General features: G+C 65.1%; 13 protein-coding genes. 9 read left to right on the forward strand and 4 right to left on the reverse strand.

Annotation, left to right across the window (positions count from 1 at the left end):
• Positions 1-68: 68 nt before the first annotated feature.
• Positions 69-2969 (reverse strand): aminotransferase, encoded by a 2901-nt coding sequence (locus tag C3F42_RS15760; RefSeq protein WP_104444625.1) that lies wholly within the window; start codon positions 2967-2969, stop codon positions 69-71.
• Positions 2970-3137: 168 nt separating this feature from the next.
• Here C3F42_RS15760 and rfbB point away from each other — a divergent pair, with 168 nt between their 5' ends.
• From rfbB to C3F42_RS15795, 7 genes are read left to right on the forward strand one after another with little or no spacing between them, the layout of a single operon-like run.
• A complete protein-coding gene (rfbB, locus tag C3F42_RS15765) occupies positions 3138-4220 on the forward strand; it encodes a dTDP-glucose 4,6-dehydratase (protein ID WP_104444626.1) in 1083 nt (360 codons plus the stop codon).
• Positions 4217-5092, forward strand: coding sequence for a glucose-1-phosphate thymidylyltransferase RfbA (gene rfbA, locus C3F42_RS15770; RefSeq protein WP_094011589.1), 876 nt, complete (start codon positions 4217-4219; stop codon positions 5090-5092). The genes rfbB and rfbA overlap by 4 nt, the downstream gene beginning before the upstream one ends.
• Positions 5089-5637, forward strand: a complete 549-nt coding sequence (gene rfbC, locus C3F42_RS15775; protein ID WP_094011590.1) for a dTDP-4-dehydrorhamnose 3,5-epimerase — start codon at positions 5089-5091, stop codon at positions 5635-5637. Before rfbA ends, rfbC begins: the two co-directional genes overlap by 4 nt.
• Positions 5634-6494 carry a dTDP-4-dehydrorhamnose reductase gene (gene rfbD / locus C3F42_RS15780; RefSeq protein WP_104444627.1) on the forward strand — a complete coding sequence of 287 codons (861 nt, stop codon included), beginning with the start codon at positions 5634-5636 and terminating at the stop codon, positions 6492-6494. Before rfbC ends, rfbD begins: the two co-directional genes overlap by 4 nt.
• A 39-nt stretch (positions 6495-6533) precedes the next feature.
• On the forward strand, positions 6534-8348 hold the full coding sequence (locus C3F42_RS15785) for an ATP-binding protein (RefSeq protein ID WP_038707169.1): 1815 nt from the start codon (positions 6534-6536) through the stop codon (positions 8346-8348).
• Complete coding sequence (locus tag C3F42_RS15790) at positions 8345-9745, forward strand: sigma-54 dependent transcriptional regulator (protein ID WP_094011593.1); 1401 nt, start codon at positions 8345-8347, stop codon at positions 9743-9745. The genes C3F42_RS15785 and C3F42_RS15790 overlap by 4 nt, the downstream gene beginning before the upstream one ends.
• The gene (locus C3F42_RS15795) at positions 9742-10197 is read left to right on the forward strand and encodes a YiiD C-terminal domain-containing protein (protein WP_094011594.1); all 456 of its coding nucleotides are present in this window, start codon (positions 9742-9744) and stop codon (positions 10195-10197) included. The genes C3F42_RS15790 and C3F42_RS15795 overlap by 4 nt, the downstream gene beginning before the upstream one ends.
• Positions 10198-10228: 31 nt before the next feature.
• On the opposite strand, the gene cysQ is transcribed toward C3F42_RS15795, so the two are convergent.
• Complete coding sequence (gene cysQ, locus C3F42_RS15800; protein ID WP_094011595.1) at positions 10229-11062, reverse strand: 3'(2'),5'-bisphosphate nucleotidase CysQ; 834 nt, start codon at positions 11060-11062, stop codon at positions 10229-10231.
• On the reverse strand, positions 11059-11625 hold the full coding sequence (nudE, locus tag C3F42_RS15805; RefSeq protein WP_023630347.1) for an ADP compounds hydrolase NudE: 567 nt from the start codon (positions 11623-11625) through the stop codon (positions 11059-11061). The genes cysQ and nudE overlap by 4 nt, the downstream gene beginning before the upstream one ends.
• Before the next feature lie 64 nt (positions 11626-11689).
• Here nudE and yrfG point away from each other — a divergent pair, with 64 nt between their 5' ends.
• Positions 11690-12352, forward strand: a complete 663-nt coding sequence (yrfG, locus tag C3F42_RS15810) for a GMP/IMP nucleotidase (protein WP_104444628.1) — start codon at positions 11690-11692, stop codon at positions 12350-12352.
• 51 nt (positions 12353-12403) lie between these two features.
• Here the strand turns inward: yrfG and lysM are convergent, their stop codons facing one another.
• Positions 12404-12844, reverse strand: a complete 441-nt coding sequence (gene lysM, locus C3F42_RS15815; RefSeq protein WP_023630345.1) for a peptidoglycan-binding protein LysM — start codon at positions 12842-12844, stop codon at positions 12404-12406.
• Between the two features lie 175 nt (positions 12845-13019).
• Here lysM and fdhD point away from each other — a divergent pair, with 175 nt between their 5' ends.
• On the forward strand, positions 13020-13847 hold the full coding sequence (gene fdhD, locus C3F42_RS15820; protein ID WP_094011596.1) for a formate dehydrogenase accessory sulfurtransferase FdhD: 828 nt from the start codon (positions 13020-13022) through the stop codon (positions 13845-13847).
• Positions 13848-13850 lie beyond the last annotated feature (3 nt).

Consider the following 13850-nt stretch of genomic DNA (forward strand, 5'->3'; position numbering starts at 1 on the left):
AAATATTTAGGCATAAAAAAGCCTGACAAACCGATAACAATCGATTTACCAGGCCTGCATGCCTTGAATCAGAGCCCTTCGTCGAGGACCCGCTCCACGCTGTCGACGAAGTAGTCCACGCTGGCCCGCGTGGTGCACATCGGTGGCTTGATCTTGAGGATGTTCAGGTAGTCGCCGGTCGGCTGCATGAAGATCCCCAGATCGCGCAGGCGATCACACAGGATCATGGTCTCCTCGGTCGCGGGTTCCAGCGTCTGGCGATCACGCACCAACTCCAGCCCCAGGTAAAACCCAGAACCATGGGCGGCGCCAGCAAGCGGATATTTATCGACCAATGCCTGCAGCCGAGCCTTGAAGTAACGGCCCACGTCTCGGGCGTTGTCCCACAACCCTTCGTCGCGCATCACCTCCAGCACCGCCATGCCGATGCGGCAACTGACCGGGCTGCCACCGGCCGACGAGAAGAAGTAGCCCTCGACCTCCAGCGCCTCGGCGATCTCGCGCCGGGTGATCACCGCGCCCAGCGGCTGGCCGTTGCCCATGCCCTTGGCCATGGTGATGATGTCCGGCACCACGCCCTGCTCCTCGAAGCCCCAGAAGTACTCGCCCAGGCGCCCGTAACCGACCTGCACCTCGTCGGCGATGCACACCCCGCCGCGTTGGCGCACCTTGGCGTAGGCCTCGCGCAGGTAGCCCGGCGGCAACGAGATGCCCCCAGCGTTTCCGTACACCGGTTCGCAGATCATCCCGGCCAACTGGCGACCACGGGCGTCGAGGTCGGCCAGCTTGGCATCGACATCGCGCAGGTAGTCGGCGGCGCTGTCAGCGCCCCGGTAGCGACCGCGGAAGGTGTTCGGCGCCTCCACCGGATGCACCCAGTCTGGCCGGGTCTCCAGGGCCTGGGGGTTGTCGGCGATGGAGGTGGAGATCGCGTCAGTGGCCACCGACCAGCCGTGATAGGCCTCCAGCACGCTGAGCAGGTCGCGCCCGCCGCTGTAGGCCCAGGCCAGACGAATCGCCAGGTCATTGGCCTCGGTGCCGCTGTTGACCAGGAACACCCGGTCGAAGCCTTCCGGGGCCACTTCCAGCAGGCGTTCGGAGAATTCGGCGATGGCTGCGTAGTGAAAGCGCGAGTTGGTGTTGACCTGCGACCACTGGCGCGCCGACTCGGCGGCCATGCGCGGATGACCATGGCCAAGCACCGCGACGTTGTTGAGCATGTCCAGGTACGAGCGGCCCTGCATGTCGATGAGGTAGTTGCGCCAACCGCGCTCGATATGCGGAGGCTGGGCGTAGTAGTGCTTCTGCGAGCGTGCGAAGCTGGCATCGCGACGGGCCAGCAGGGCCTGTGCGTCGGCCAGCGGCTCGGCATCGCAGTCGAAGCCGAGCAGGGTGCGCGGTGACGGGCACAGGGCCAGCCAGGCGGCAGCGTGGGAGGGCGTGGCAAAGAATGGCGGACGGATATCGGTATCCACGCACAGCTGCACGCGAAGGTACCCACAGGTCGCGCCGATGGCCTGGCCCTTGCGCAACGCCTGGCCATCGGTCGGTGCCTCCTCCAGGCCATCGAGCCACAGACTCCAGTGCGCGGTGCGCAGGCAGCCACGGCCATCGCCGATGCATTGCCATACCCCAGCAGCGGGCGCCTGCAACGCGGTGCCGGGTAACAGGTTCAGCTCCACGCCCAAGGCGCAGGTAGCCGGTTCTTCAGGCCGGTCGATGTGGGTTTGCGACAGGCGGTACTGCCCATGCAGGCTGCACGCCGGCCCCGGCTGGGCAGCAAGCAGGCGCTGGTCAAAGCCGGGTTGCTCCCAGTTGCCCGCCTCGCAGTGGGGGCTGAGCACGCCCAAGTCGACCCGGGTCATCGCCTCGCCGTTCAGCGTCGGCAGCAACACGGCGCAATCGCCAAGATCGATGCTGGCCGGTTTGCGCCCAGCCGCCTGGAGGATCGCCGCCTCCATCAAAGCTGCGGGCACGGCGCAGGCCGTATCGAAGATCTCCCACTCATGGGCGATGTTGTCACGGGTGTACTGGTTGTCCGGATCGATGGCCAGTTGCTGTTCGCTGCTGAGCACCAGCACGGCTGCTCGGTTCAGCACCAGCGGCCAGAGGGCGCGCAACTCCGAGTCCTGCAGGGGATTCACGGCATGGTAGGCGCTGACCGCCGGCAGGATCCGCAGCGGGTCGCCCTCGGCGTGATGCAGCAAGGCCGCGCAGGTCACCGACAGATCAGCGATGCGCCAGGTACGCACCAGGTCACCGAAGTCGATGACACCCTGCACCTGCCACTGCCGCTCGGCATCGCGCGCCCAGACCACGTTGTCGTCGGTGATGTCCAGGTGCACGGCCTGGATCGGCAGCAGGTCGACCAACGGTTGCAGACGTGCGGCTGCCGACTGGGCGACCTGCTCCACCTGCGCCCGGCGCTGGGCATTCTGCAACACGGGCGACAAATGCGGGATCAGTACCTGGGCATGGCGCGGATCCCACTGCAAGGTGCGCTCGAGGCCTGGATGGTCGAAATCGGCTAGCGCCTCATCGACACGGGCGCAAAGCGTACCGAGCTCAGCCATCACCCGCGCTGGCAAATGGCCCAGGCGGGTCAGTGGCTGCCCGTCGATGTAATCGAGCAGGCGGGCCCGAAGCGGCTGGCCATCGACCTCGAGGTCCAGCAATAGCTCGCCGGTACTGGCTTTGCGCACTACCGGCACTGGCACGCCTTGCCCATGCAGGAACGCCAGCGCCGCATGCTGGGCTTGCAGTTCGACCGCCGCATAGCCGCCATGGCAGACCTTGAGCACGAAGCGGCCCTGGTCGCTGTCCACGCGAAAGTTGAGGTCCTGCTGGCTGCCCAGCACCTGCAACGTGCCCTGCAAGTCGTAGTGCGACCTCAGCAGGGCATGGGCCTGGGCCTCGCCAAGTGAAGGACTGGGCTGGCTCGAACGCTGGATCAGGGTGCTCAGGAGCATGAACGGGAAACCTCGTTTTTTTGTCGCTTATATCGCCACCACCGCTGCCGATAAGCAAGTGGCAGCCTTGCACAGACGACAGGCCGCCCTGCAACAAGACTTGCAACAGACGACGCCAGCCAACAAGCTAGGCATCTGCCACCACGTTTTCCGCACAGGCATCTGCACATGCGCATTCTCGTCACCGGCGGCGCCGGCTTCATCGGCTCGGCCCTGATCCGCCACCTGATTGACCATACCGAGCATGAAGTGCTCAATCTCGACAAGTTGACCTACGCGGGCAACCTGCAGTCCCTGCAGCGGATCGCCGACAACCCCCGCTATGAATTTGTCCAGGCTGATATCGCCGACCAGGTCAGTGTCAGCGCCATGCTTGCCAGGTTCCAGCCACACGCCATCATGCACCTGGCCGCAGAGTCGCACGTCGACCGCTCCATCGATGGCCCGGCGGACTTCATTTACACCAATATCGTCGGCACCTACAGCCTGCTGGAGGCCGCTCGCGGTTACTGGAGCTCGCTGGAAAAGCCTGCCCGCGACACGTTCCGCTTCCACCACGTTTCCACCGACGAAGTGTTCGGCGACCTGCACGGCCCCGACGGACTGTTCGATGAAAACACCCCGTACGCCCCCAGCTCTCCCTACTCGGCCAGCAAGGCGGCAGCCGATCATCTGGTCCGCGCCTGGCAACGTACCTACGGCCTGCCGACGGTGATCAGCAACTGCTCCAACAATTACGGCCCGTATCACTTCCCAGAAAAGCTGATCCCGTTGATGATCCTCAACGCCCTGGCCGGCAAGCCGCTTGCGGTGTACGGCGATGGCCAGCAAGTCCGCGACTGGCTGTACGTCGAGGATCACGTCCGAGCCCTGCTCCGGATCGTTACCGCTGGAGAGGTCGGCCAGACCTACACCATCGGCGGCCACAACGAGCAGCGGAACATCGACGTGGTGCAGGCCGTGTGTGCGCTGCTGGAAGAGCTGGCCCCTGCGCACCCCGCCGGGGTGACCCGCTACACCGACCTGATCACCCACGTCCAGGACCGCCCGGGGCATGACCTGCGCTACGCTATCGATGCCGGCAGGATCGAGCGTGAGCTCGGTTGGGTACCGCAGGAAACCTTCGCCTCAGGCTTGCGCAAGACCGTGCAGTGGTACCTGAACAATCTCGACTGGTGCCGCCAGGTCCAGGACGGCAGCTATCAAGGACAGCGCCTGGGCAATTCGGACTTCAAGGACCTGATCGCATGACTAAAGGAATCGTCCTGGCCGGCGGCACGGGCACCCGCCTGCACCCCATCACCCTCGGTGTCTCCAAGCAGTTGCTGCCGATCTACGACAAACCGATGATCTACTACCCGATATCGGTGCTGATGCTCGCCGGCATCCGCGACATCCTGCTGATCTCCACGCCACAAGACCTGCCGCAGTACCGCCAGTTGTTCGGTGACGGCAGCCCGTTCGGCATTCACATAAGCTATGCCGAACAGCCGTCCCCCGACGGGCTGGCACAGGCGTTCCTGATCGGAGAGTCGTTCATCGGTGAAGATGCCGTCTGCCTGATTCTTGGCGACAATATCTTCCACGGCCAGAGCTTCAGCGAACAGTTGCAGCGTGCAGTGAAGCACACCTCGGGCGCCACCGTGTTCGGCTACTGGGTCAAGGACCCGGAGCGATTTGGCGTGATCGAGTTCGACGCCGATGGCCGGGCGTTGTCGATCGAGGAGAAGCCCCGGCAACCCAAGTCCAGCTTTGCCGTGACCGGCCTGTACTTCTACGACAACGATGTGGTGAACATCGCCAAGAGCATCCGCCCGTCAGCCCGCGGCGAACTGGAGATCACCGACATCAACAACGCCTACCTGGCACGCGGCGACCTGCGCGTAGAACGCTTCGGCCGTGGCTTCGCCTGGCTCGACACCGGCACGCACGACAGCCTGCTGGAAGCCTCGCAGTACGTGCAGACCCTCGAACATCGCCAGGGGCTGAAGGTGGCCTGCCTGGAAGAGATCGCCTTCCAGAACGGTTGGATCAGCCGTGAGCAACTGCTGGCCAAGGCCTGCGAACTGCAAAAGACCGGCTACGGCCAATACCTGAGCCAACTGGCCGAAGAACAGCCATGAATGTCATCTCCACCGCACTTCCCGACGTCCTGATCATCGAGCCCAAGGTGTTCGGTGACAGCCGAGGGTTCTTCTACGAAAGCTACAACGCCCGCGACTTCGCCCTGCGCACCGGCATCGATACGCCATTCGTCCAGGACAACCACTCTCGCTCCCTACACGGAGTGCTACGTGGGCTGCACTACCAGTTGCAAAATGCCCAGGGCAAACTGGTCCGCGTGCTGCAAGGCGATATCCTCGACGTGGCGGTGGACATCCGTCGCAGCTCGCCAACCCTGGGCCAGTGGGTGGCGGTGCGACTGTCCGCCACCAACCACCGCCAGCTGTGGCTGCCACCCGGTTTCGCCCATGGTTTCCGGGTGTTGAGCGAGTCGGCCGAAGTGCTCTACAAGACCACCGACTACTACAACCCCGACGCCGAGTACGGCATCCGCTGGGACGACCCGCAGCTGGCCATCGACTGGCAGCTGAACGGCCTGCAACCGTTGCTGTCGGCCAAGGACCAGGCCGCCATGTCATTTGCCGATGCACAGCTGTTCCCATGAAGATCCTCGTCTGCGGCCGCCACGGCCAGGTTGCACTGGCACTCCAGGAAGCATTGCGCGGCCTGGGCGATGTGCAGCGGCTCGGTCGTGACGGGTTCGACATGGCCCGACCAGGGCAACTGCGCGCCGTGCTGCGCCAGATGGCGCCCGACCTGATCATCAACGCCGCCGCCTACACGGCAGTCGACCAGGCCGAAAGCGAAACGCAGATGGCCCATGCCATCAACGCCGAAGCGCCCCGGATACTGGCCGAAGAAGCCGCACGGCTCGGCGCACCGCTGATCCACTACTCCACCGACTATGTCTTCGACGGCAGCAAGCCAGCTCCCTACAGCGAGGATGACGCCCCCAATCCACTGAGCGTCTATGGCCGAAGCAAGCTGGCGGGCGAACAGGCCATCACCGCTGTCGCCGGTGAACATCTGATCCTGCGCACCAGCTGGGTCTATTCGCTGCATGGACGCAACTTCCTGCTGACCATGCAGCGCCTGCTTCAGGAACGTCCACAGCTGAAAGTCGTCAACGACCAGATCGGCGCCCCGACCTGGGCAGGCACCCTCGCCGCCAGCACCCGCGCGCTGATCGAGCGCTGGCGCAACGGCCAGGCCGGTGCCTGGGGCACCTACCACCTGACCGCCCAGGGCGAGACCTCCTGGTTCGGCTTCGCCCAGGCCATCGCTGACCAACTCAAGGCCCAGGGGCGGCCTTGCGCCGAACTGCTGCCGATCCCTTCCAGCGAGTACCCGACACCGGCAAGACGACCGCTCAACTCACGCCTGGATTGTTCCCGCCTGGCCCGTGAATGGCACGTCAGCCAACCGCACTGGCACGATGCACTCATCGACTGCCTCAAGTAGCGCATAATTGCGCCAGATCCTACTGGCGCCCTTATTGCGATGATCCCAAGACCCACGCCTCCCCGCCGCCCCCGCTGGCGCAGCCTGGCCCTGCTGGCGCTGTGCCTGGCCCCGCTGCTGTGGCCGCTGCACCACCTGGCCGAGCGCTACTACCAGGACGAACTGGCCTCGCAGAATCGCCAGACCCTCGACCTTTACGTCGCCAACCTGCTGGGCACCTTGCACCGCTACGAAACCCTGCCGCAGATCCTCGGCGACCTGCCGGCGCTGCGCGGCGTGCTGGCCGACCCGTTCCGCCTCGAGGCGGTGACCAACGCCAACCGGTTGCTCAAGGGCATCACCCAGCAGACCGGTGCCGAGGTGATGTACCTGATGGATGTCAGCGGCAACACCCTGGCCGCGTCCAACTGGGACAAGCAGGACAGCTTCGTCGGCCGCAACTTCTCGTTCCGCCCGTACTTCATCGAGGCGATGGAGGGGCGGCTGGGACGGTTCTTCGGCCAGGGCACCACTTCGGCCAAGCGCGGCTACTTCTTCGCCGCCGCCGTGCACGACCGCGACAAGGTGATCGGCGTGCTGGTGGTCAAGGTCGACCTCGACCACACCGAAACCCTGTGGGGCCGCACGCCGGAACAACTGCTGCTGACCGACCAGAACGGCGTGGTGGTGCTCACCTCACGCCCGGACTGGCGGTTCCGCGCCACCCGCGAATTGACCGCGGCCGAGCGCCAGGCCATCGTCGCCATCCAGCCCTACCCGACCCAGGCTCCACAGCCGCTGAGCCTTGACCGTGACGCCTGGCTGATCCAGACCCGCGACATCAAGGAAACCGGCTGGCAGGTGAACATCCTCGCCCCACGCCTGCTGGTCGACCGCTCGGTGCAGACGGTCATGGCCATCGGCGGTGGCGCGCTGCTGGTGACCATGCTCCTGGCTGGCCTGGTGATGCAGCGCCGACGCCACTATATCGACCGCATCGACTTCGAGGCCCGTGCCCGACAAGAGCTGGAAAAGCGCGTGATCGAGCGCACCGCCGATTTGGAAGGCCTCAATACCCGGCTTAAGAGCGCGGTGCTGGAGCGCGAAAGCGCCCAGCAAGAGCTGGTGCGCGCCCAGGACGAACTGGTCCAGGCCGGCAAGCTCTCCGTGCTGGGCACCATGTCGGCGAGCATAAGCCATGAGCTCAATCAGCCGTTGGCGGCGATTCGCAGTTATGCCGAGAACGCCGAGATCCTCCTCGACCATCAGCGCACCGAGGACGTGCGCGGCAACCTCAAGCTGATTGGCGAACTGACCGGGCGCATGGCCTCGATCATCGCCCACCTGCGCGCCTTCGCCCGCCGCGACCAGCACGCCCCGGAGAGCGTTGCCCTGCAACCGGCCCTGGATGATGCCCTGGCGCTGCTGGCCAAGCGTCGCCGGGCCATGGCCGTAGAGCTGGTGCGCGACCTGCCTGAGGCCACCCTGTGGGTGCAGGCCGGCGAAACCCGCCTGCGCCAGGTACTGGGCAACCTGCTGGCCAACGCCCTCGATGCCCTGACCGAAAAAGCCAACCCGCGCAGGCTCTGGCTAAGTGCCGAACGCCAGGACGGCTGCGTCTACCTGTACATCCGCGACAATGGCCCAGGCTTCAGCCGCCAGGCCCTGGAGCACGCCAAGGAGCCGTTCTTCACCACCAAGACCCGCACCCAGGGCCTCGGCTTGGGGCTGGCTATCTGCGAAAGCCTGATGCACGCGCTCGGCGGCGAGTTGCTGCTGGGCAACCACCCTGAAGGCGGTGCCCTGCTGACCCTGAAACTGCGCGTGGCCAAGCCCGGCGCCAATCTGCAATCTTCGGAGGACACCTCGGCATGAGCACCGAGACACCCATCGACAGCCGTGCCCAGGTGATCCTGGTCGATGACGACCCGCACCTGCGCCAAGCCCTGAGCCAGACCTTGGACCTGGCCGGGCTCAAGGTGGTGGCCCTGGCCGAAGCCCAAGGCTTGGCCGAACGCCTCGAGGAAGACTGGCCGGGGGTTGTGGTCAGCGATATCCGCATGCCCGGCATCGATGGCCTGCAACTGCTGGAGCAACTGCACGCCCGCGACAGCGAATTGCCGGTGCTGCTGATCACCGGCCACGGTGATGTGCCATTGGCGGTGCAGGCCATGCGCGCCGGGGCCTATGACTTCCTCGAGAAGCCCTTCGCCAGCGACGCCCTGCTCGACAGCGTGCGCCGCGCCCTGGCCCTGCGCCGCTTGGTGCTCGACAACCGTAGCCTGCGCCTGGCCCTGAGCGATCGCCAGCAGTTGGCCACGCGCCTGCTCGGCCAGTCCCCCGGCATGCAGCGCCTGCGCGAGCAGATCGGCGCCCTGGCCGGCACCCGCGCCGACGTGCTGATCCTTGGCGAAACCGGCGCCGGCAAGGAGGTGGTGGCGCGTGCGCTGCACGACCTGTCGAGCCGGCGCGACGGCCCCTTCGTGGCGATCAACGCCGGCGCACTGGCCGAGTCGGTGGTCGAGAGCGAGTTGTTCGGCCATGAGCCGGGCGCCTTCACCGGTGCGCAGAAGCGCCGCATCGGCAAGTTCGAGTTCGCCAATGGCGGGACGCTGTTCCTCGATGAAATCGAGAGCATGAGCTTGGATGTTCAGGTCAAGCTGCTGCGCCTGCTGCAGGAGCGGGTGGTCGAGCGTCTGGGCGGCAACCAGCTTATCCCGCTGGATATCCGTATCATCGCCGCCACCAAGGAAGATCTGCGCCAGGCCGCTGACCAGGGGCGTTTCCGTGCTGACCTCTACTACCGCCTGAACGTCGCACCGTTGCGTATCCCCGCGCTGCGTGAGCGCGGCGACGACATCCTGATGCTGTTCCAGCACTTCGCCGACGCCGCCAGCGACCGGCATGGCCTGCCCCCCCACAACCTGCAACCGGTGCAGCGTGCCCTGCTGCTGCGCCACGACTGGCCGGGCAATGTACGCGAGCTGCAGAATGCCGCCGAACGATTCGCCCTTGGCCTGGAGCTGGCCCTCGATGGCCAGGCGCCTGCGGTGGCCAACGATAGCCATGTCCCGGTGCCAGCCGGCAACCTCAGCGAGCAGGTCGAACAATTCGAGCGCTCGCTGATCGCCGCCGAGCTGATGCAGCCGCACAGCTCCATGCGCAGCCTCGCCGAGGCCCTTGGCATCCCGCGCAAGACCCTGCACGACAAACTGCGCAAGCACAGCCTGAGCTTTGGCGGACACGACGACCAGGAGGACAACCGTCAATGAGCAACGACAGCCAGTACCTGCAGTCCGTACTGCACAGCGATATTCCGCTGACCCGCGAAATGGGCATGGAGGTCATCGATTGGCAGGCGCACACCTTGCGTCTGAAGCTGCCTTTGGCGCCCAACGTCAACCACAAGAGCACCATGTTCGGCGGCAGCCTGTACTGCGGCGCTGTGCTGGTGGGTTGGGGCTGGCTGCACCTGCGTCTGCGCGAGCTGGGGATCGATGACGGGCATATCGTCATCCAGGAGGGGCAGATCAGCTACCCGCTGCCAGTCACCGGGGCCGCCGTGGCGCGTTGCCCGGCGCCGGACGAGAGGACCTGGGAGCGGTTTCTGACAATGTATCAACGTCGTGGACGGGCACGCCTGACGCTGGAGACGGTGGTGAGCAACGAGGGTAGTGACGAGCCTGCGGTGACGTTCAGCGGGCAATACGTGCTGCATCGCTGAAAGCTTGGGGCGCGTAGCGGCCCCGACAAGCTCAAGCTTTGATCGCACTCGCCAGTTCGACGAGCGCCTGTCGCCATTCAGCAGCGCGGGGCAACGCCAGGAAGAACGGATTGAGCAACGACTCACGCGGTGGGTAGCGGAACGGCAACCCGTCCAGCCCGATCACCTCGCCCCCGGCACCTTCCAGCACGCCCTGGGCGGCGGCAGTATCCCACTGCGAGGTCGGCGCCAGCCGCGGATAACAGTCGGCACTGCCTTCGGCGAGCAGGCAGAACTTCAAGGAGCTGCCGATGTTGGCCAGTTCCAGCTCCCCTAACGCACTCCCAAGCCCCGCCAGCAGCGCTTCCTGCTCCGGGCTGGAATGCCGACGGCTGGCGACGACGGTAAACCGCTCATGCGCCGGTGGGGCATTACGCACCTGGATCGGTTGAGCCTCTTCGTTATGCTCGGTCTTCCAGGCACCTAACTCGCGCCCACCGGAATAACAGCGGCCATTGGTCGGCATTGCCACCACGCCAAACACCACCTCGCCGTTTTCGATCAGCGCGATGTTGACGGTGAACTCCTCACTACCGGCGATGAACTCCTTGGTGCCATCCAAAGGATCGACCAGCCACCAGCGCTGCCAACCTGCGCGGGTTGCCAGCGGGATGTCGCAGTCCTCCTCGGAGAGCACCGGAATCTGCGGCGCCAACGCCTGCAAGCCATCGGCGATAACCCGATGGGCTGCCAGGTCGGCAGCGGTCACCGGTGAATCGTCGGCCTTGTTGCTTACCGCCACGTCAGCGCGCCAGAACGGCAGGATCGCCTCGCCAGCCAACAGGGCGAGCTTGACCACGTCCTGCATCAGTTGCCGATCATTCATACGCTCAGCACCCCACGCTGGATCAGCAGGTCACGGGCCAGGTACAACGCCGCCAGTGCTCGGCCTTCGCTGAACTGCGGGTGCATGGCCAGGGCCGAGAGCTCGCGCAGGTTGACCTTGTCGACCCGCATCGGCTCGGGCTCGTCGCCCTCCAGACGCTCTTCGTACAGGTCGGTGGCTAGGACCACCTGGATCTTCTGGCTCATGTAGCCGGGCGACAGCGACAGCTCGGTCAGGTGCTCCAGCTGACGCGCGCCAAAACCAGCCTCTTCCTTGAGCTCCCGGTCGGCGGCGGCGAGCACGTCCTCGCCCGGCTCGATCAGGCCTTTGGGCAACGACAGCTCGTACTCGTCGGTACCGCCGCAATATTCCTCGACCAGCACAGCATGCTCGGCATCGAGCATGGCCACGATCATCACCGCGCCATAGCCGTTGCCGCGGCCAACCAGTCGCTCATAGGTGCGCTCGGTGCCGTTGGAGAAGCGCAACTGCACGGCTTCCACGCGGAACAGGCGGCTGCTGGCGACGATTTCGCGGCTGAGAACGGTGGGTTTCTGGCGCATGGGGCGGCTCCTTGGCGTGAACGGGTTACTATACCGTGGCTTGCCGACTGATCGAGAATTTCCCATGCCCGTTCTTCCCTGGTCCACCATCGATACCGTCCTGCTGGACATGGACGGCACCCTGCTCGACCTCCATTACGACAACCGCTTCTGGCTGCAGCACCTGCCCCAGCGCTACGCCGAGCTGCATGGCGTGAGCCGGGCCATGGCCGAGCTCGAGCTGCGCCCGCTGTTCGAACAGCATGCCGGCACGCTCAACTGGTACTGCCTGGACTTCTGGAGCCGTGAACTGCGCCTGCCGATCCGCGAGCTCAAGCTGGAGATCGCCGACCTGATCGCCTTGAAGCCGGATGCCGATACCTTCCTCGCCGCCATTCGCAAGGCCGGCAAGCGGGTGGTGATGATCACCAACGCCCACCGCGACTCGCTGTCGCTGAAGCTGGAGCGGGTTGAACTGGCGCCGTACTTCGAGCGGCTGATCAGCTCGCACGACTATGGCTATCCGAAGGAGAGCCCGCAGTTCTGGGATGCGCTGCAGGCGGACATCGGCTTTGAGCCGGCGCGCAGCCTGTTCATCGATGACACCCTGGCGATTCTGCGCAGTGCCCGGCAATTTGGCGTGGGGCACCTGCTGGCTGTGCGCCAGCCGGATAGTCGGGCCGAGCCACGCGATACCCAGGAGTTCACGGCAGTAGAGGATTACCGGGAGTTGCTGGAAGGGTTGTAACTGCGCAATCGCCCCGTAGGAGCGGCTTCAGCCGCTCCTACAAGCGCCCCCTCAGTCGGGAATACGCAGCACCTGCCCCGGATAGATCTTGTTGGGATCCTTCAGCATCGGCTTGTTTGCCTCGAAGATCTTCTGGTACTTGTTGGCATCGCCGTAGACTCGCTTGGAGATGGCACTCAGGGTGTCACCCTTCTCGACCTCGACGAACCGGGCAGCTTGAGCAATTGGCCCGGTGACGGTGATCTGGTCATCCACCGAGGCCACACCGGCGATGTTGCCTGCAGCCAGGATGATCTTCTCTTTCTCTTCCTGGCTGCTTACCTCACCCTTGAGGATGACCTTGTCACCCTCTACAGTGGCCGAGATGTTCGGGTTGCCCAAGCCAACGTCACTGACGTGTTTCTTCAACTGTTCCTCGGCATTGGCATTGCCGGGGGTCAGCAGGTCGATCAACTTCTCGCCGGCTTCCTTCACGAAACTGAACAGGCTCATGTGGCGCTCCTTTGATGGTGAATCCATGGAAGCAGGAGTCTAGGCCAGGATCGGCCAACCCGCCCCGGTGCGACCAATCGACGCGCTCTATCACGGGATAGACGCTAGCGATTAGACGCCATCTGCACAGGGGCCTAGGCTTGTGGGGTCAAACTGCCAGCCGGTATTCGAGCCGATGAACAGCAAGCCACCGGTCTGCGCGGCGTCAACGCCTCTCGCCCTGCCCGCCGCCAGCAACACCTACGACTACGTCCAGCTTTCCGATGCCGCCCGCGACAATACCCCGCTGGCCGAGGAAGTGGCGTTGGCGATCGTCTACAACGGCCTGAACCAGGCGGTGATGCTGGTCAGCCCGACCGACCTGGAAGACTTCGCCGTCGGTTTCAGCATCGGCAGCGGCATCGTTGCCGGTACCGAGGAAATCTACGACATGAAGCTCTCCGGCAGCGGTTCGGCGCTCTACGCCGACCTGGAGATATCCAGCCGCGCCTTCTGGAACCTGAAGAACCAGCGCCGCCAGCTGGCCGGCACCAGCGGTTGCGGCCTGTGCGGCGTCGAGGCATTGGAGCAGGCGCTGCCCGAGCTGAACGTGCTGCCTGGCGCGCCGCTGCCACCTGCCCACTGGCTGAAGGACCTGCGCCAGCGCATCGACGCCTTCCAGCCACTGGGCCAGCACTGCGGTGCGGTGCACGCGGCACTGTTCATGGACCGCGACGGCCAGCTGCTGCTGGGTCGCGAGGACATTGGCCGGCACAACGCCCTGGACAAGCTGATCGGCGCCCTGCTGCGCCAGCGCATCGAGACCCAAGGGGGGCTGGCCATCGTCACCAGCCGCTGCAGCCTGGAACTGATCCAGAAGGTCCTGCGCGCCGGCATCCAGACCCTGGTAAGCCTTTCCGCGCCCACCGGCCTGGCCCTGCAATGGGCCCGCAAGCACAACCTCAACCTCATTCATCTGCCCAAACACAGCGCACCGCGGGTGTTCAGCCCAGCGGCGGAGTAGCAA

Origin of the sequence: Pseudomonas sp. PONIH3 (genome assembly GCF_002934345.1) — a bacterium.
Lineage (GTDB): Bacteria > Pseudomonadota > Gammaproteobacteria > Pseudomonadales > Pseudomonadaceae > Aquipseudomonas > Aquipseudomonas soli.